The organism is Pseudomonas sp. B20 (assembly GCF_020515755.1).
Classification (GTDB): domain Bacteria; phylum Pseudomonadota; class Gammaproteobacteria; order Pseudomonadales; family Pseudomonadaceae; genus Aquipseudomonas; species Aquipseudomonas syringae.
Genome location: NZ_JAHPJG010000024.1, coordinates 53184 through 72777, shown reverse-complemented (window position 1 = coordinate 72777; position 19594 = coordinate 53184). Strand labels below are relative to the sequence as shown.

The 19594-nt window shown below is 60.7% G+C and carries 12 protein-coding genes and 1 pseudogene; 5 read left to right on the top strand and 8 right to left on the bottom strand.

Annotated elements, in window-relative coordinates; translation table 11 throughout:
- Window positions 1–24: 24 nt before the first annotated feature.
- The 6 genes from hutH (LIX91_RS21630) to hutU all read right to left on the bottom strand — a co-directional run bounded on the left by hutH (LIX91_RS21630) (window position 25) and on the right by hutU (window position 7712).
- Window positions 25–1572, bottom strand: a complete 1548-nt coding sequence (hutH, locus tag LIX91_RS21630; protein WP_016569241.1) for a histidine ammonia-lyase — start codon at window positions 1570–1572, stop codon at window positions 25–27.
- Window positions 1573–1626: 54 nt separating this feature from the next.
- Window positions 1627–3168 carry a histidine ammonia-lyase gene (gene hutH, locus LIX91_RS21625; protein WP_226489115.1) on the bottom strand — a complete coding sequence of 514 codons (1542 nt, stop codon included), beginning with the start codon at window positions 3166–3168 and terminating at the stop codon, window positions 1627–1629.
- Window positions 3169–3180: 12 nt separating this feature from the next.
- The gene (locus tag LIX91_RS21620; protein WP_003396818.1) at window positions 3181–4011 is read right to left on the bottom strand and encodes a glycine betaine/L-proline ABC transporter ATP-binding protein; all 831 of its coding nucleotides are present in this window, start codon (window positions 4009–4011) and stop codon (window positions 3181–3183) included.
- Window positions 4008–4859: an ABC transporter permease gene (locus LIX91_RS21615; RefSeq protein WP_003343849.1), complete on the bottom strand. Its 852-nt coding sequence runs from the start codon at window positions 4857–4859 to the stop codon at window positions 4008–4010. Before LIX91_RS21615 ends, LIX91_RS21620 begins: the two co-directional genes overlap by 4 nt.
- A 73-nt stretch (window positions 4860–4932) precedes the next feature.
- Window positions 4933–5901, bottom strand: a complete 969-nt coding sequence (locus LIX91_RS21610) for an ABC transporter substrate-binding protein (protein WP_003413481.1) — start codon at window positions 5899–5901, stop codon at window positions 4933–4935.
- 113 nt (window positions 5902–6014) lie between these two features.
- Window positions 6015–7712 (bottom strand): urocanate hydratase, encoded by a 1698-nt coding sequence (hutU, locus tag LIX91_RS21605; RefSeq protein WP_226489114.1) that lies wholly within the window; start codon window positions 7710–7712, stop codon window positions 6015–6017.
- Between the two features lie 650 nt (window positions 7713–8362).
- Between hutU and betT the strand changes: the two genes are divergently transcribed.
- Window positions 8363–10318, top strand: a complete 1956-nt coding sequence (gene betT, locus LIX91_RS21600; protein WP_212739119.1) for a choline BCCT transporter BetT — start codon at window positions 8363–8365, stop codon at window positions 10316–10318.
- Window positions 10319–10487: 169 nt separating this feature from the next.
- On the opposite strand, the gene LIX91_RS21595 is transcribed toward betT, so the two are convergent.
- Window positions 10488–11534, bottom strand: a complete 1047-nt coding sequence (locus LIX91_RS21595) for a LacI family DNA-binding transcriptional regulator (protein WP_103696708.1) — start codon at window positions 11532–11534, stop codon at window positions 10488–10490.
- Between the two features lie 171 nt (window positions 11535–11705).
- On the opposite strand from LIX91_RS21595, the gene LIX91_RS21590 reads away from it, so the two are divergent.
- The 4 genes and pseudogenes from LIX91_RS21590 (at window position 11706) to mgrA (ending at window position 17553) form a co-directional block, all read left to right on the top strand.
- Window positions 11706–14021: a TonB-dependent receptor gene (locus tag LIX91_RS21590; RefSeq protein ID WP_226489113.1), complete on the top strand. Its 2316-nt coding sequence runs from the start codon at window positions 11706–11708 to the stop codon at window positions 14019–14021.
- A 34-nt stretch (window positions 14022–14055) separates the two neighbouring features.
- Window positions 14056–15381, top strand: coding sequence for an LLM class flavin-dependent oxidoreductase (locus tag LIX91_RS21585; RefSeq protein ID WP_226489112.1), 1326 nt, complete (start codon window positions 14056–14058; stop codon window positions 15379–15381).
- A gap of 116 nt (window positions 15382–15497) precedes the next feature.
- Window positions 15498–16434: pseudogene (locus tag LIX91_RS21580) on the top strand (sulfonate ABC transporter substrate-binding protein).
- Between the two features lie 81 nt (window positions 16435–16515).
- A complete protein-coding gene (gene mgrA / locus LIX91_RS21575; RefSeq protein WP_003420143.1) occupies window positions 16516–17553 on the top strand; it encodes an L-glyceraldehyde 3-phosphate reductase in 1038 nt (345 codons plus the stop codon).
- Window positions 17554–17700: 147 nt separating this feature from the next.
- On the opposite strand, the gene LIX91_RS21570 is transcribed toward mgrA, so the two are convergent.
- Entirely contained in the window at window positions 17701–19494 is a 1794-nt protein-coding gene (locus LIX91_RS21570) for an amidase (protein ID WP_226489111.1), read from the bottom strand.
- Between the last annotated feature and the right edge of the window lie 100 nt (window positions 19495–19594).

The following is a 19594-nucleotide window of genomic DNA, read 5'->3' as shown; positions in this document are numbered from 1 at the left end:
GAGCCCTGCCAGGCTCGCGGTGCATCACAGACTGGGTAGCAGACGTGCAGGAACCAACGGGTTCAGGCAAGTGGAGGACAACAGCTGACTGGCAGCTTCGATGTCCGGTGCAAAAAAGCGGTCCTTTTCATAGAACGGGACCTTGCTGCGCAACAGGCTGCGGGCTTGCTCCAGCTTCGGAGAGGTTTTCAGGCCCTCACGCAAGTCCAGACCCTGGCAGGCAGCCAACCATTCTACGGCAAGAATCCCGCGAACGTTTTCTGCCATTTCCCATAAGCGCTTGCCGGCGGCCGGGGCCATCGACACATGGTCTTCCTGATTGGCCGAGGTCGGCAGGCTGTCGACACTGTGCGGGTGGGCCAATGCCTTGTTTTCACTGGCCAGTGCGGCGGCAGTCACCTGCGCGATCATGAACCCGGAATTGACGCCGCCGTTGGCCACCAGAAAAGGTGGCAACTGCGACATGTGCTTGTCCATCATCAACGAAATGCGTCTTTCGCTGAGCGAGCCGATCTCGGCGATGGCCAGCGCGAGGTTGTCCGCCGCCATGGCAACCGGCTCGGCGTGAAAATTGCCACCGGATATGACGTCGTTCTCGGCGGCGAACACCAGCGGGTTGTCGGACACCGCGTTGGCTTCGATTTCCAGCACCTCGGCGGCCTGACGCAGTTGGGTCAGGCATGCGCCCATGACCTGTGGCTGGCAGCGCAACGAGTAGGGGTCCTGAACCTTGTCGCAGTTGCGGTGCGACTCGGACACGCCACTGCTTTCGCCGAGCAGGTCGCGGTAGCAGGCCGCTGCATCGATCTGCCCGCGCTGCCCGCGTGCGGCATGAATGCGCGCGTCGAAGGGCGAGCGCGAACCCAGTACCGCTTCAACCGTCAGCGAGCCGCAGGTCAGAGCCGCCGCGAACAGGTCCTCGCCTTCGAACAGGCCGCGCAATGCGTAGGCGCTAGACACTTGCGTGCCGTTGAGCAGTGCCAGCCCTTCCTTGGCCGCCAGGGTCAGCGGTTGCAGCCCGGCAGCCGCCAGCGCGTCGACGCCGTTCAGCCATTCGCCCTTGTAGCGCGCCTTGCCTTCGCCCAGCAGCACCAGGGACATGTGCGCCAGCGGTGCCAGGTCACCGGAAGCGCCGACCGAGCCCTTGAGCGGAATATGCGGATAGACCTGGGCATTGATCAGCGCAATCAGAGCGTCGATGACCACGCGCCGAATGCCCGAGAAGCCGCGGCTCAGGCTGTTGACCTTGAGCACCATGATCAGACGCACCAGCTCATCGCTGATTGGCTGACCGACACCGGCCGCATGCGACAGCACCAGCGAACGCTGCAGGTTTTCCAGGTCTTCGCTGGCAATCCGCGTCGAAGCCAGCAGGCCGAAACCGGTGTTGATGCCGTAGGCAGTGCGGTTTTCGGCCAGAATGCGCTCGACACAGGCGACGCTGTCGTCGATCTGCTGGTCTGCGCTGCTGTCCAGCGTCAGGCTGACCGGCTGCAGATAAATATCGCGCAGTTGCGCCAGGGTCAGTTGGCCGGGGATCAGGTTCAGCGTCTTGGCAGATAAGGTGGTCACGATGCTGCTACTCCTTGATGAATGTCAGCGACGGCGTGTGGCCATACGCTGTTTTTATAGGCCTGCCGCGTTGTTACGGCAGTGCTGGAAAACCCTTTCCAGCGACGCTTCGTCTTTGATCAGGGCCGCGCTGCTGGCGATGTCCGGAGCCAGCCAGCGGTCTTCGTCATAGGCCGGGATGCGCTCGCGCAGCAGTCGCCACGCGGCACCGGTGCCCACGCCAAAACCCTGTGTCTTGAGAAATTCGAATGCCTGGGCCGCGAGCAAATACTCGATGGCCAGAATCTGCGTGGTATTGCCCAGCACCTTGTGCAGCTTGAGCGCAGCGCTGGTGCCCAGGCTCAGGTGGTCTTCTTGCAGACCGGAGGTCACGTAGTTGTCTACCACGGCCGGCTGCGCCATTTGGCGGTTTTCTGCGCACAGCGAAGCGGCGACGTACTGGACGATCATCATTCCCGAGTTGACCCCCGGCTGGGTGACCAGAAACGCCGGCAGGCCGCTGACCATCGGGTTGATCAGGCGGTCCAGGCGTCGTTCGGCAATCGAGCCCAGCTCGGCCATCGCCATGCACAGCAGGTCTGCCGCCATGGCCACCGACTGGCCGTGTGGATTGGCCTGGGACACCACCCGGAAAGCCTCGGGCGTGCCGAGCAGCAGCGGGTTATCGGTGACTGAATTGAGCTCGATCTCGACCTGGCGAGTGGCGTGAGCCAGTTGGTCGCGCGTGGCGCCATGCACCTGGGGAATCGAACGAATACTCAGCGCATCCTGGGTACGAATGCCTTCGCTGCTGGCGAGCACTTCGCTGCCGGCCACCAAAGTGCGCAGGTTCTTGCCCACCTGTTGCATGCCCGGATGCGGCTTGAGGGCGAGGATGCTTGCATCGAACGCGTCCAGCTGGCCGCGCAGGGCTTCGAAGCTCATCGCGCCGATTACGTCGGCCCATTGGCTCAGGCGCTCGGCATCGGCAATGGCCAGACAGCTCAGGCCGGTCATGCACGGTGTGCCGTTGACCAGGCACAATCCGTCCTTGGCGCCGAGGATGACCGGAGCCAGACCTTCTTCGTTCAAGGCCTGCTCGGCCGGGACGATCTGCCCGCGATAGCTGACCTGGCCGATGCCCAGCAACGCAACACCGACGTGCGCCATGTGCGTCAGGTAACCCACCGAGCCCTGCGCCGGTACTTGCGGCGTGATGCCCCGGTTGAGCAGGGCCAGCAGCGCTTCGACCACTTGCCGGTGAATGCCCGACTTGCCCTGGCTGTAGTTGAGAATCGCGGCGCAGATGATTGCACGGGTCTGCTCGTCGGCCAGTGGCGCACCGACGCCGCAGGCATGGCTGAGCAGGGTATTGCGCGACAGACGACTGAGCTGGTCGCCTTGCAGTGACACATTGCACAGCGCGCCGAGCCCGGTGTTCACGCCATAGGCACGCTCGCCACTGAAGACGATGCGCTGCACGATGGCCTGAGCGTTGTCGATCCGTGCCCAGGCAGCATCCGACAGGACCAGTTTTGCGCCATGTCGGGCCACGGCGACCACGTCCTGCCAGCTCGCAGGTGCTTCACCGATGACGATCTGTTCTGCTCGCGACATCTGCAACGGTCCTTAAAGGGTGGCTACGCGGCGCTGAACGAAACGATCCACGTAATCGTCGGCGGGCGAGTGGAGGATTTCTTTCGGCGTACCGACCTGAATCAATCGCCCGTCCTTGAGGATCGCGATGCGATTGCCGATGCGCACGGCTTCGTCCAGATCGTGGGTAATGAACACGATGGTCTTGTGCAGACTGGCTTGCAGCTCCAGCAACTGATCCTGCATCTCGGCGCGGATCAGCGGGTCGAGGGCGCTGAATGCTTCGTCCATCAGAATGATGTCGGTGTCGGCCGCCAGTGCGCGGGCCAGACCTACACGCTGACGCATGCCGCCGGAAAGCTGGTGCGGGTATTTGTTTTCATAGCCCTTGAGGCCTACGGTGGTGATCCAGTGCTGCGCGCGTTCCTGACACAGCGCCTTGCTTTCGCCACGCACGGTCAGGCCGTAGGCCACGTTGGCCAGCACGGTCTTGTGCGGCAGCAGGCCGAAGCTCTGGAACACCATGCTGATCTTGTGCCGGCGGAATTGGCGCAAGGCCTCCATGTCGTAACGCAGGATGTCTTCGCCATCGACCAGAATCTCGCCGCTGGTGGGGTCGATGAGCCGGTTGAAGTGACGCACCAGCGTCGATTTTCCCGAGCCGGACAGGCCCATGATGACGAAGATTTCGCCGCTGCCGATCGACAGCGACAGGTCGTTGACCCCGACCACACAGCCGGTCTGGGCCAGCACCTGGTCCTTGCTCTGGTTTTGCTTGATCAGTTGCAGTGCTTCCTTGGAGCGGTTGCCGAAGATCTTGAATACGTTTTTGACGACGATTTTGTTCGGTTCCACGCTGCTCATTTGTGCGCCTCATGCCGTGGGCGGCCATAGGCCTGCGTGATACGGTCGATGACGACCGCCAGAATGACAATGGCCAGGCCCGCTTCCAGCCCGCGCCCGACGTTGAGGGTCTGAATGCCCACCAGAACGTCCTCACCAAGCCCGCGTGCACCGATCATCGAGGCAATCACCACCATCGACAGCGCCATCATGGTGGTCTGGTTGATCCCGGCCATGATGCTCGGCATCGCCAACGGCAGTTGCACACCGAACAGTTGCTGCCAGCGATTGGCGCCGAACGCGTTGATGGCTTCCATCACTTCACCATCCACCTGGCGAATGCCCAGATCGGTCAGACGAATCAGCGGCGGCGCGGCGTAAATCACTGTGGCGAAGATCGCCGGAACCTTGCCCAGACCGAACAGCATCAGCACCGGGATCAGGTACACGAAGCTGGGCATGGTCTGCATGATGTCGAGCAGCGGCATCAGCACCGAGCGCAGACGATTGCTGCGTGCCGAAAGAATGCCCAGCGGAATGCCGATCAGCACCGCGATGATCGTGGCGACCAGCATCAGCGCCAGGGTTTGCATCAGCTTGTCCCACAACCCGACCGCGCCGACCAGAAACAGCAGGCCGACGATGACCAGCGTCGTGACGATCTTGCGTGTCGCGTGCCAGGCAATGCCGCCGACGATCATCAGCATCAGCCACCACGGCGCCATGCGCAGCAAGCCTTCGAGGTTGACGATGGCCCATAGCAGGGTGTCGGAGATGTGCCGGAACACATCGCCGTACTGCGTGACCAGTGAGTCGACGCCATCGTTGACCCAGTTGGCGATCGAGAAAGTGAAGCTTTCAGGAAACATAAGCGGCTCTCAAATGAGGTGTGTCGGGTCAACGACAGGGCTGTCGAACCGTTCGGTCCGACAGCCCGGTCGTTTACAACGAAGCGTCCACCTTCTTCGCGGCGTCTTCGCTGACCCATTTGTGCCAGACTTCGGGGTGCTCTTTCAGGAAAATCTTCGCCAGCTTCGGCGATTCGATGCGTTCCTTGGCCATGCGCCCCAGGTTCTGGTTGAGCAGGTCGATCGGCAGGTTGACCTTTTCCAGGATGGCGACCAGTTCAGGGGCCTCATCGTGGAACACTTTGGACACGCCGACCTTGATATCGATCGTCTTGTTGACCCCGGCTTTCTCTTCCAGACGCACCAGGTCTACCTGACCCATGAGCGGCGTGGGTGACCAATAGTAGGTCAGGATCGGCTCGCCACGTTTGTAGCTGGAGAGAATCGCCGCATCCAGCGCCGGGCCGGTGCCTGGGCGGAAGTTGGTGTATTTGCTTTCCAGGCCGTAGCTCTTGAGCATTTCGCTGTTTTCCAGCTCACAGGTCCAGCCGGCCGGGCAGTTGTAGAAGCGGCCTTTGCCAGGCTCTTCCTGGTCCTTGAACACGGCTGAATACTGGGCCAGATCGCTGATGGATTTCAGGTTGGGTGCCTTGGCTTCCAGCTTGCGTTTGGCGTCGCCTTCGATCACATAGCGCGGCACGTACCAGCCTTCCACAGCGCCGACGATCGGTGCGCCGACACCGACCACCTTGCCGGCAGCGGCGGCCTTGTTCCAGACCTCGCTGCGACCGACCCATTCTTCGGCAAAGATCTGGATGTCGTTGGTGCCCAGGGCGTTTTCCATGGCAATGGAATTGCCGGGCAGGGCGTCAACGGTGCAGCCGTAACCCTTGTCCAGAACCACCTGCAGAATGTCGGTCAGCAGCATCGCGCTTTCCCAGTTGAGGCCGGCGAATTTCACCGGCTTGCCTGATTCGCACCAGCCGGCCGCCTGACTTGCGCCCGCGCTGGCGAGCAGGCCAGCGGATACCAGTGTGGTCAACAGGGCCTTTTTCATATTCATTGTCGATGCTCCTAAGCCTGAAATGGATGACGGCAGCTTGAAGTAGGCATCCGGCCCATGGGCATGCTCATGCCCGTCCCCGACGTGTGTCGGCCTGATGACCGACAACGTTGTCAACGTCCGATCATTGGCAGGTTCAAGCCCTGCTCTCTGGCACAATCGATAGCGATGTCGTAGCCGGCATCGGCATGGCGCATCACCCCGGTAGCCGGGTCGTTGTGCAATACGCGGGCGATACGCTCGGCGGCCTCATCGGTGCCGTCGCAGACGATCACCATGCCGGAATGCTGCGAGAAGCCCATGCCCACGCCGCCACCGTGGTGCAGCGAGACCCAGGTCGCACCGCTGGCGGTATTGAGCAGGGCATTGAGCAGCGGCCAGTCGGAGACGGCATCGGAGCCATCGCGCATGGATTCGGTTTCGCGGTTGGGGCTGGCGACCGAGCCGGAGTCCAGGTGATCACGACCGATTACCACCGGTGCCGACAACTCGCCACTGCGGACCATCTCGTTGAAGGCCAAGCCCAGTTTGGCGCGTTGACCCAGGCCGACCCAGCAGATACGCGCCGGCAGGCCCTGGAAGCTGATGCGCTCGCGGGCCATGTCCAGCCAATTGTGCAGGTGCTCGTCATCCGGAATCAGTTCTTTGACCTTGGCGTCGGTCTTGTAGATGTCCTGCGGGTCACCTGACAGCGCGGCCCAGCGGAACGGCCCGATGCCACGGCAGAACAGCGGACGGATGTAGGCGGGGACGAAGCCCGGGAAATCGAAGGCATTGGTGACGCCGACTTCCTTGGCCATCTGGCGAATATTGTTGCCATAGTCAAAGGTCGGAATGCCGGCTTGCTGGAAGGCGAGCATGGCTTCGACGTGCTCGGCCATCGACTGCTTGGCGGCCTTGACCACACTGGCCGGCTCGCTCACCGAACGCGCACGGTACTCGTCCCAGGTCCAGCCTTTGGGCAGGTAGCCATTGAGCGGGTCGTGGGCGCTGGTCTGGTCGGTGACCATGTCCGGGCGCACACCGCGACGGACCATTTCCGGCAGGATGTCCGCTGCGTTGCCACACAGGGCGATGGAGATGGCTTTGCCTTCGGCCGTGTATTTGGCGATACGCGCCAGTGCGTCATCGAGATCAGCGGCCTGTTCGTCGACGTAGCGGGTCTTGATGCGGAAATCGATGCGGCTCTGCTGACATTCGATGTTCAGCGAGCAGGCCCCGGCCAATGTCGCGGCCAGCGGCTGCGCGCCACCCATGCCGCCCAGGCCTGCGGTCAGCACCCAGCGACCCTTGAGGTTGCCGTCATAGTGCTGGCGACCGGCTTCGACGAAGGTTTCGTAAGTGCCTTGCACGATGCCCTGGCTACCGATGTAGATCCAGCTGCCGGCGGTCATCTGGCCATACATGGCCAGGCCCTTGGCATCCAGTTCGTTGAAATGCTCCCAACTGGCCCAGTGCGGCACCAGGTTGGAGTTGGCGATCAGCACGCGCGGGGCATTGCTGTGGGTCTTGAATACGCCGACCGGCTTGCCGGACTGCACCAGCAAGGTTTCATCATCGTTGAGCTGAGTGAGGCTTTCGACGATCTTGTCGTAGCACTCCCAATTGCGCGCAGCGCGACCGATGCCACCGTAAACCACCAGCTCATTGGGGTTTTCGGCGACTTCCGGGTCGAGGTTATTCATCAACATGCGCAGCGGCGCTTCGGTCAGCCAGCTCTTGGCGGTCAGTTGACTGCCGCGTGCAGCCCGTACGACGCCTTCACGATGGCGGGTCCAGTCCTGCTTCAGGTCTTGATTATTCTCGGTCACAAAAAAATCCTCGGCGATCAATTCGAACCACCCCGATGAAGGGCGAACAGCGCCTGGCGAAGCAGGCTGATTCAGTTGGGTAGAAAACAGAGTGTTTAGCCTGTCTCTACTTGTACATACAAGCATATGCAATCAAAAGACCAACTTTGCGCTGCTGCTGTTTTTTACCCATCTGACTTGCCTGCAGGGCTTTATTTGCGGGGTCTTACGGTTTTGGTGACAACGGAGGCCTTTTCCCGAGAAGGGCAAAGACGCTGTTACCTGAATGAGGTTTTGCGCACTTTTGGGGCAGTCGGTAACAGGTTGGTGCGGGGAGGTTGTGCGTAGCGTTCGGACCGGTATTGAGGCGCCATGAGTATTTGCAAAGAGCGCTTTTGGCGGGCTGAAAATGGCCTCTTTAGCGCGGGAACGAACTCGCGCAAGCACGCGTCATACCCAGGCCTGAGCCAGCATTCACCGGCCTGCGATTAGGTCTCGCGGGTGTTTTCATGTTTAAATTGAACGCTCGTTCAAGTTAAACCGGTGGTTCGCTGCCCGCTCACAACAGGAGGCTTACCCTTGCCGTATCCGCTTTTTGCAATTGGTTTTATCCGTCCGGAGGCACTCAACCGATGAGTTCTGCGAGTTCCTCTTCAAGCGGCATGGTTCGCATGAATGCTCCAGTGTTCTATTTCGCTGCGAGTTTTATTCTGATTTTCGGCATCGTCGTGATCGCGTTCCCGCAAGCCAGCGGCGAATGGCTGCTGGCGGCGCAAAACTGGGCGGCCAACACGGTCGGCTGGTACTACATGATGGTCATGACCCTGTACCTGGTCTTCGTGGTGGTCACCGCCTTGTCGGGCTTCGGCAAGATCAAGCTCGGTGCCGACCACGACGAACCCGAGTTCAGTTACCTGTCCTGGGCCGGGATGCTATTCGCTGCCGGCATCAGCATCACGCTGTTCTTTTTCTGCGTTTCAGAACCCCTGACGCACCTGCTGCAACCGCCGCAGGGCGAGGGTGGCACCGCAGAAGCGGCACGCCAAGGCATGCAGTTGCTGTTTCTGCACTGGGGTCTGCATGGCTGGGGCGTGTTCGCGTTCGTCGGTATGGCGCTGGCCTATTTCGCTTATCGCCATAACCTGCCGCTGGCCCTGCGCTCGGCGCTGTACCCGCTGATCGGCAAACGCATCAACGGCCCTATCGGCTATGCCGTCGATGGCTTCGGCATCATTGCGACCATCTTCGGGCTCGGCGCAGACATGGGCTTCGGGGTGCTGCACCTCAATTCCGGTCTGGACTACCTGTTCGGCGTGGCGCACACCCACTGGATTCAGGTCGGTCTGATCACCCTGATGATGGGCGCGGCGATTCTGGTGGCGATCGCCGGTGTCGACAAGGGCGTACGCGTCATGTCCGACATCAACATGCTGCTGGCCTGCGCGCTGCTGCTGTTCGTGCTGTTTGCCGGCCCGACTCAGCACTTGCTCAACACGCTGGTGCAGAACATCGGTGACTACCTGGGCGCACTGCCGAGCAAGAGTTTCGACGTGTACGCCTATAACGAGCCGAGTGACTGGCTGGGCGGCTGGACGGTGTTCTATTGGGCCTGGTGGATTGCCTGGGCGCCGTTCGTGGGCCTGTTCATCGCGCGCATCTCCCGTGGCCGGACCATCCGCGAGTTTGTCTTCGGTGTCTTGCTGATCCCGCTGGGCTTCACCCTGGCGTGGATGTCTATCTTCGGCAACAGCGCCATCGATCAAGTGCTCAACCACGGCATGACGGCGCTGGGTCAGTCGGCTATCGACGATCCGTCGATGACCCTGTACCTGCTGCTGGAAACCTATCCGTGGAGCAAGACAGTCATCGCGGTCACGGTGTTCATCAGCTTCGTGTTCTTCGTCACCTCGGCCGATTCGGGCACGGTGGTGCTGTCGACACTGTCAGCCAAAGGCGGCAACCCTGACGAAGACGGTCCGAAATGGCTGCGGGTGTTCTGGGGTGTGGCGACGGCACTGATCACCAGTGGCCTGTTGTTCTCGGGCAGCATCGATGCGCTGAAATCGGCCGTGGTGCTGACGTCGCTGCCGTTCTCGTTGATTCTGTTACTGATGATGTGGGGCCTGCACAAGGCGTTCGTCATGGAGTCGCAGCGCAAGATTGCCCAGCTGTATTCACTGGCCCCGGTTTCCGGAGCGCGGCGTGGCGGCTGGCGTCAGCGTCTGAGCCAGGCGGTGCATTACCCGTCGCGAGACGAGGTGTACCGTTTCCTCGATCAGACCGTGCGTCCAGCGATTGAAGAAGTGACGGCGGTGTTCGTCGAGAAGGGCTTGAACGTGGTCAACGTACCCGACCCGTCCAACGACTCGGTGACTCTGGAAATCGGTCACGGCGAAGAACGTCCGTTCATTTACCAGGTGCAGATGAAAGGCTTCTTCACTCCGTCGTTCGCCCGTGGCGGCATGGGCTCCAAGCAATTGAACAACCGCCGCTACTACCGCGCCGAGGTGCACTTGAGCGAGGGTAGTCAGGACTACGACCTGGTGGGTTACACCAAGGAACAGGTCATCAACGACGTGCTCGATCAGTACGAACGGCATATGCAGTTCCTGCATCTGGTGCGTTGATCGGGGCGTGGGGGGCGGTTACAACTATCGTCCCTCACGCTCTACGCCGCGCCACATAATCAGGACAGGACGCGGAGCGTCCAGAACGGCATGCGACGCGGAGCGTCGCACGATGGTTACAGGGTCATCGTTCCTCACGCTCCAGGGCAGGCTCGAGATGGCGCCGGGCTCAGGTACTCTCCCGCTCCACCAGGCTGCATTCCAGCAGATTCAGACGTTGTATTTCTCCCTCTACCGGTAACACTCCGAGGCTTTCAAGCACCCGCGTGGCGGCCATTACGCCGATCTGCAGGGCGGGCGGTTTGATGGTGGTCAGGCTGGGCAGCATCATTTCTGCGAAGGCGTAATCGCCAAAGCCCATCACGGCGCAATCCTGCGGAATGCTCAGGCCTGCACGCTGGCTGGCGAGCAGGGCGCCGGCTGCGAGGTTGTCGTTGGCGAAGAAGATCGCGTCAGGGCGGGGTGCTTGGTTCATCAGGGTGTCCATCGCCTGTTTGCCAGCCTCGAAGGGCGCCCGATCTGCGTCCGGGACGAAAACCCACGGCGTTATACCCAGCCCTTCCACGGTTGCGGCATAGCCGTCGCGACGCTCCAGTGCGCTGAAGTCGCCCGTAACGCTGTTCTGTACGAACGCGATGCGCCGGTAGCCTTGGTCATGCAGATAACGGGCTGCCATCGCGCCGACGTCGTAGTGCGAAAAGCCGATCTGGATCGGGCTGCGGTCGGGTTGATGGTCCCAGGTTTCGATCACCGGGACATCGGTCTGCTCGATCATGTTCTCGGTAGCAGGGCTGTGAAAGCGGCTGGTCAGCACCAGTGCCGCCGGTGACCAGCCCAGGAACGCCCGCACCGCGCTTTCCTCCTGCTCTGCGGAAAAGTAGCTGGAGGCCAGCAGCAACTGGAAACCGTGCTTGCTCAGGGTGTCGCTGAAGCCCTGAATGGTATTGGCAAAGATCGGCCCGGAGATGTTGGGAATCACCATCGCTACCACCCGGCTGCGTGCTGATGCCAAGCCGCCAGCAACCAGATTGGGCACGTAACCCAGTGCACTGACTGTGCTCGCAATCCGCTCGCGCAGTTCGGGCGAGACCTGTTCCGGCTGATTGAAATAGCGCGACACGGTAATGGCCGACACCCCCGCCTGACGCGCCACGGCGGTGATCGTCACCCGGCCTGCGCCTCGGCGTTTGCGTATCAGAGGCTTCTCGTCGGCCATGCTCGATCACCTCGCATAAAAGTAAAAAGAATATAAAACTAATTTTTCAGTATTGGACGATCTATCAGTCGTTTCCTGATACTGGCGATGTTAGCGCTAACAAAGATGGTTTGTCTGCTACTCGCCACCGCGAATGCCCGGACCCGGTTTAGTCAGCACGCATAGGCGCCAGTGCGCACCGCACTGTCGGATCAGGGCATATTTCAGGTAGGCACGCAGATGCACACAACAGGTGGGGATGGCGTCAGACACACGCTTCTGGCGCAGGCGATCGATCAGGTTCACACGGCGCGGGGGCGTCGTTGTGGGTGGTTGCTGATGGGGCTGACGGCATTGCCGTGTGTTCCGGCCATGGCAGAGACAGCGGCAGGGCAGAACACGGAAACGGTAGCGCTGGAATCGGTGACCGTGACCGCCACACGCCGCGAAGAATCGCTGCAAAAAGTACCGGTCGCCGTGTCCGTGATCGAGGGTGAACAACTGGAGCGCGATAACCGTAATGGCGTGGCCAGCATCGTGCAGCAGGTGCCATCGTTGAATTTCCGCACCGGGGCTTCCAACAAGGACACTTCGCTGTTCATTCGCGGTGTCGGCACCATTTCCACCTCGCCAGGCGTCGAACCGACGGTGGCCACGGTGATCGATGGTGTGGTGTATGCGCGTCCGGGTCAGGCCACGCTGGACTTGCTCGACCTGGAACGCATCGAAGTGCTGCGCGGCCCGCAAGGCACGCTGTTCGGCAAGAACGCTTCGGCGGGCGTGCTCAACGTCACCACCAAGGCACCGACCGAAGAGACTCACGGTTACATCGATCAGTCGTATTACAGCGGCAACGAAAGCCGCACCCGTTTCGGCATTGGCGGCAGCCTGATTCCGCAAACCCTCAAAGGCTCGATCACGACGTTGTTCGGCAGCTATGACGGCAATGTCGATAACAAGCTCAATGGTCAGGAAGTCAACGGTTACAACCGCAAGGGCGCCCGCGGCAAGCTGCAATTCACGCCCAATGACGACATCACCTTCACCCTCGCAGCGGACTACATGCAGTCCCATGACGACGCGCCCAACGGTGTGGTGAGCAAAGCGCTGACCCCGTCCTTCGCCAGTGCCCTGGCGCCGGTACGTGCCGACAGCGATAACCGCAATGTCGTCAGCGATTACCGCAGCCATGTCGAGGACGTCAACAAAGGCCTGTCCGGCCAGCTCGACTGGCAACTGGGCGACTACACCCTGACCTCCATCACTGCCTGGCGCGGTTGGGACAACACGCAGTATCAGGACGGCGACCGGCTTGGCACTGTCACCGCAGCGTTCCCCGGCACCGAAGACAAGGGCGATCTTGAGTTCAACCAGTATTCCCAGGAGCTGCGTCTGGCGTCGCCGAAAGGCCAGTTTGTCGAATACGTCGGCGGGCTGTTTTACATGCACGGCAAGAGCGACGAGACCTATCAGCGCACGCTGATCACACCGACGACTCAGGATCGCGGCATCGCCGACTACAGCACCACCACCGACAGCTATTCGGTGTTCGGCGAAACCACGTTCAACTTCACACCGGACTTGCGAGCGATTGTTGGGGCACGCTGGACTCATGACGATCTGGAATACGATCATCGCCGCGTATCGACATCGGCTACGACCGTCAGCGGCATTCAGCCAGCGACCAGCAGTTCCGGCTCGGTGGATGAAGACGGCAAGTCCGGACGTCTCGGTTTGCAGTACGACCTGAGCGACAGTGTGATGACTTACATTACCTACTCGCGCGGCTACAAAGGCCCGGCCTACAACGTGTTCTTCAACATGCAGCCGCGTGACACCGAGGCGCTCAAGCCGGAAACCTCGAACACCTGGGAGGTCGGCCTTAAGGCCACCACCTGGAACAATCGCCTGACCACCAACCTGGCGGTGTTCCACAGCGAGTACGACAACTATCAGGCGAATTTCTTCGACAGCGTTGCCGGACAGGTCGTGACGCGCCTGATCAACGCAGGCAGTGTCAGCACCGAAGGGGTCGAGCTGGATTACGCTCTGCAAGCCACCCGAAACCTGAAATTCTCCGGTGCGCTGTCCTACACCAGAGCACGCATCGACAGCTTTGCCTGCCCGGCCGGTGCGGCGGCGTCCTGCAACGTCGACGGCAAGACCCTGCCATACAGCCCGGACTGGAAAAGCTACGTTCGCGCCGACTACACCATCCCGCTGGACAATGGCCTGGATATCGAACTGGGCACCGATTACAGCTGGCAGAGCGAAGTGCAGTACGACATCAGCCAGAACCCGGACACCAAACAGGGCGCTTACGGCATCTGGAACGCCAGCGTGGCACTGGCGGATTACAACAGCGGCTGGCGCGTTGCACTGCTGGGCAAGAACCTGGCCGACAAGTCCTATTCGCCAATGCTCGCCACCGGCGGGAATTACGTTTACCGATCCGTGCCGCGTGATGACGAGCGTTATTTCGGCGTGCAGTTACGCAAGGATTTTTGAGCCAAGGCCCCAGGCAACACGTAAGGAGTGAGGTATGAGCACGACTGCTCGACAGATGAAACTGGGCGCTTTCCTGATGGCCACCGGGCACCATGTTGCTGCCTGGCGGCACCCGGAGGTGCCTGCGGATGCAGGGCTGGATTTCAAGCATTACCGGCACGTGGCCAGGGTCGCGGAGGCGGCAAAATTCGATGTGCTGTTCGTCGCCGACAGCGTGGCTGCCGCGACCGGTGATATCGCCAGCCGCATGGCGCGCTCCGATCATTTCGAACCACTGACTCTGCTCTCGGCACTCAGCGCGGTGACCGAGCATATTGGTCTGATCGCGACAGCGACCACCACCTACAACGAGCCGTACCACGTAGCCCGCAAGTTCGCCTCGCTGGATCATCTCTCCGGTGGGCGAGCGGGCTGGAATCTGGTGACGTCGGATGCCGCCGCCGAAGCGCAGAACTTCGGTCGCGCCGAGCATGTGGGGCATGCCGAGCGCTATAGCCGCGCACGAGAGTTTCATCAGGTGGTGACCGGCCTGTGGGACAGTTGGGCAGACGACGCTTTCACTCGCGACAAGGCCAGTGGCGAGTATTACGACCCGGCCAGGCTGCATGTGCTTAATCATGAGGGCGAGCATTTCCGCGTCAAGGGTCCGCTGAACGTGGCGCGTTCGCCGCAGGGTCAGCCGGTGGTGGTGCAGGCCGGTTCCTCGGAAGTCGGACGTGATCTGGCGGCGCAGACGGCGGAAGTAGTGTTCACCGCGCAGACCTCGCTGGCCAGTGCGCAAGCTTTCTACGCCGACCTCAAGGGCCGTCTGAGTACTTACGGGCGGGCCGTCGATTCTCTGAAAATCATGCCCGGCGTGTTCATCGTCGTGGCCGAAACCGAAGCCTTGGCGAACGCTAAATTCGAGTCGTTTCAGGAGCTGGTCGAGCCTCAGGTCGGGGTCGCTCTGCTGGGCCGCATGCTGGGCAATTTCGACCTGTCGGGCTATCCGCTGGACGGCCCGCTGCCGGAATTGCCATTGACCGACAGCGGCCAGCGCAGCCGGCAGAAACTGCTCACCGAACTGGCCGATCAGGAAAACCTGACCCTGGCGCAACTGGGGCGACGGATTGCCGGTGGGCGAGGGCACTACAGCCTGATCGGCACGCCAGAGCAGGTTGCCGATGAGTTGCAACGCTGGTTCGAGCAAGGCGCGGCGGATGGCTTCAATGTGCTGGTGCCGCACCTGCCGGGCGGTCTCGAAGATGTCGCGCAGCTGCTGGTGCCGGAGCTGCAGCGGCGCGGGCTGTTTCGCACCGAGTATGAAGGCACGACCTTGCGCGAAAACCTGGGCTTGCAACGGCCTGCTTACAGATTTTGATCGTTGCCGCATGCAAGTCCTGATGAGCGCAGCAAGCGGGCTTCGGCCAGAATCAAAGACAGATTTGTGTACGGCTGTGATTTTCGGACATAGACCACTGAATTAAAGGATTACCCATGAAACCATTCACGTTTATCGCCGCCATTCTGGCCTTTAGCGGCCTGTTCGGTACAGCTGCTGCCGACGAGCCCGACACCCTTCGTATCGGCTATCAGAAGGGTTCTGATCACGCTGGTGCTGGCCAAGGAACACGGCTTGCTGGAAAAGCGTTTTCCCCAGAAGAAAATCAAATGGGTTGAGTTTCCGGCCGGGCCGCAGATGCTGGAGGCGCTGAACATTGGCAGTCTGGACATTGCCTCCACCGGCGACATTCCGCCGATTTTCGCCCAGGTCGCAGGTGCCGACCTGGTCTACATCGGTGCCGAGCCACCCAAGCCGCAGGTGGAAACCCTGTTGGTGCGCAACGAAAGCCCGGTGCACAGCGTCGCAGAATTGAAAGGCCGCAAGGTCGCTCTGCAGAAAGGCTCCAGCTCGCATAACGTGGTGCTGCGTTTGCTCAACAAAGCAGGCCTGACCTTCAAGGATATTCAGCCAATCTACCTGACCCCTGCCGATGCCCGCGCGGCCTTTGAAAACGGCAGTGTCGATGCCTGGGCGATCTGGGACCCTTACTACTCCATCGCCATGAGCGAAGGCCACACTCGTCTGCTGGCCAACGGCGAGGGGCTTGGATTGTCCGGGCCGTTCTATACCGCACGGCGAGCGTTTGCCGAGGAAAATGCAGCGCTCGTGCAGCAGGTGCTCGACGAACTGACGGTGGCCGACGGGCTGTCGCGCTCGCAGCGTGCCGAGAGTATTCAGATACTGGCGCGCAGCATGGGCTTGTCCGAAGCGGTCATGACTCAGTATCTTGACCATCGGCCTGTATCACCCAGCCTGCCGATCACGCCGGAGATCGTACGCGCGCAGCAGGCGACCGCTGATCTGTTTTACGACAACCACTTGATACCCAAGCGGGTCGACATTCAGCAGGTTGTCTGGCAAAAGCCATGATTCCGGCGTTGCGAACAGGCGTCGCCTGTTCGCAAACGCAATCAAGACGCCTCGAATATCCCCCAGACAAGAGAGGATTCAATGACCTACATCGCTGCCGAAAATCGTTACGAAGACATGCCTTATCGCCGTACCGGCCGCAGCGGGCTGGTGCTTCCGGCGCTGTCTTTGGGCTTGTGGCACAACTTCGGTGACAGCACGCCGATCGACACCCAGCGCGCCATGCTGCGCACGGCGTTCGATCTGGGCATCAATCATTTCGACCTGGCCAACAACTATGGCCCGCCGTACGGCAGCGCCGAGATCAACTTCGGCCGTCTGCTGCGCGAAGACTTCAAGCACTACCGTGATGAATTGATCATCTCCAGCAAGGCTGGCTGGGACATGTGGCCAGGGCCGTACGGGCAGGGCGGTGGTTCACGTAAATACGTGCTCGCCAGCCTCGACCAGAGCCTGCAACGCATGGGCCTCGATTACGTCGACATCTTCTATTCCCACCGTTTCGACCCGGACACTCCGCTGGAGGAAACCGCCAGCGCCCTGGCCACCGCGGTTCAGCAGGGCAAGGCGCTGTATATCGGGATCTCGTCGTACTCCGGGGCCAAGACCCGCGAAATAGCCGCGTTGCTCAAAGAGTGGAAAGTGCCGTTGCTGATTCACCAGCCGGCCTACAACCTGCTTAACCGCTGGGTCGAGAAAGACTTGCTCGACGCTACCGAAGAGCTGGGCGCTGGCGTGATCGCGTTTACTGCGTTGGCCCAAGGGCTGCTGTCGGACAAATATCTGAACGGCGTGCCCAAGGATGCGCGGGTCAATCGTCCGGGGGGCGGCTCGCTGCAGGCTTCGCACCTGTCCGAGCAGAACATCGCCCACGTGCGTGCGCTCAACGAAATCGCCCAGCGTCGCGGTCAGAGCCTGGCACAAATGGCCCTGGCCTGGACGTTGCGCGATCCGCGCGTGACCTCAGCGTTGATCGGTGCGAGCCGTCCCGAGCAGATCATCGAAAACGTCGGCGCGCTGAAGAACCTCGCGTTCAGCAGTGAAGAACTGACCGAGATCGACAGCTTTGCGGTGGAAGGCGGGATCAACCTGTGGGAAAAGCCGTCGCTGGCTGAGTAAGCACAGCCGTTTCCGGGTAATAACTCAGACCTTGCGTGGGCCGCCATCGGACGTTGAAAAATGCGTCTGGCGGCTCACTCGCCTGCGCGGGCAGCAACGCCGGGTTGTTCAGTGGCTTCCACTGGATAACAAAGAAGGAGGTCTGGCTCATGATTTTTTCCTTCTGCCCTCGGCAATGATCAGCGGATCGGCTGAGTATTGCCAAGGAATCTCGTCCAGTGTCCAGAGATGAAACGCTGCGGGCGGGGCAAAATCCGGGTCTGGCGGCGCTTTGGTGTGATACTCGCAATAGTGCGTCTGAAAGTCGATGGCGGCTTGCACGAGCAGTGGTTCACTGAAGCGCCTGCCCCAGAACGCCGCCGTAACGGGTAATTGCTTTGGGACGCCGTTCGCGCCATGGCCGATGGGCAGTGTCAGCATTGGCCAGGCCAGCGCGTTGGGCATATCGAAGTACATGCGCTGTACCGGTAGTGTCTTCACCAGTGCGCCTGCCCGCTCGCCGACGTGAGCACCGAGCGGCAGCACCATCATGAAGTCAATCTGATAGTCATTCAGGGCCTTTTCAAAATGCCCCTGCTGTAGACGGCGTCTGTTCTCTGCTTCGAGTCTGATCCCCACTGGAATCAGTGAGGCAACCTGATCGAATAACTCCGGGTATCTTCGTAGCAAATAGTCTCTGTCGTCTTGATTCTCCAACACGTCTGCAAAGTCACGTACGGCCGACCAGTGCCGGGTTTCCAGTTGGTTGGCGTAACTGGTCACGGCTTGGGCGTTGACTCTCATCAGAATGCTGCCATCACTGTCCAGCACGTCATGAATGGGTTCTGGCGAGGAGTAAGGAATGTTTTCAAGAATTTCAGCATCCAGCCAAGGAAAGTCGATGACCCGTGCACCCAGCGTCTCAAGCTGATCCTTGAACCTGATAAACGCTGCGCTGTAGTCCTCGTCGTAAGACTGCGCAGGGGGTTGACCGGACGACGACATCCAGTCCGTCTGCGGAATGCCTATGGTCAGCCCTTGCAGAGGAAGAGAACCGGGGGTCGGTGTAATGGAAAGCTGCTCGCCTACCGATGGGGCCGACAGGCTTTGCGGGTCGTTTTCTCCATCAGGACCGGCGATTATGGACAGTATCAGCGACGCATCGCGGATCGAACGGGCCATGGGGCCGACCACATCCCAGCCGCTTCGCAGGGGCATTACGCCGGCGCCAGACACCAATCCCAGCGATGGTTTTATTGCGCTGGCGCCATTCGCAGCCGCAGGAATGATAATCGAGCCGGCCGTCTCTTCGCCCAGCGCTGCGGCGCACAGCCGTGCAATCGGGGCGACCCCCGAGCCCTGACTGGACCCGCCCGGCGTACGTGTCGGGTCCCACGCGTTCCCGGCAAACTGGCCGACCGTGTGGGTCGAGAGTTCGGAGCAGATGGTATGACCGATAATAAGAGCGCCCTGATCCCTCAGCCGGGCTACGCATGTCGCATCACGCAATGCCAGGTTGCCGGAAAAGGCCTGAGTGCCGTTTTTGCTTTCAAGGCCCTGAATGGCGAAAGAGTCTTTTATACCGAAGGGAATTCCGCACAACGGAGGCGCCGGGCCGCGTTGATCGTCTGGAGTCGTCAGCCATTGATCGGCGAGTCTTGCCTGCTCCAACAGTGTCGAGAAATCTTCCAGCCGCACAAAAGCGTTGTATTTACCGTTATCGCCGTAGGTTTCTTGCGGGCCGTTGAACCGGGTGATGCGGCTCCAGTATTCGACTAGCACCTGTTCGGCGGTCAGTCTTTGCGGGTTGCCTTCGCGCAGCAGTGCGGCGAGTTCGACGATGTCGTAGTCAACAATCCGCTCGCGTCGTTCAATGCCTGCACCACGCGGCAGTGCCGCAAGCAAACGTAAATTGTTGGCGTGCTGTCGGGCATCAGGTTCGCCGAGTAATGCACTTTCCATATTGATCAGCTCCTTATGACTCCTTGAGTGGAGTCAAAAGAAGCTAATCATTAACGGGCGTTGCGGGTAACTGTCAGAAATGGCAGTGAACGTCTTGAGG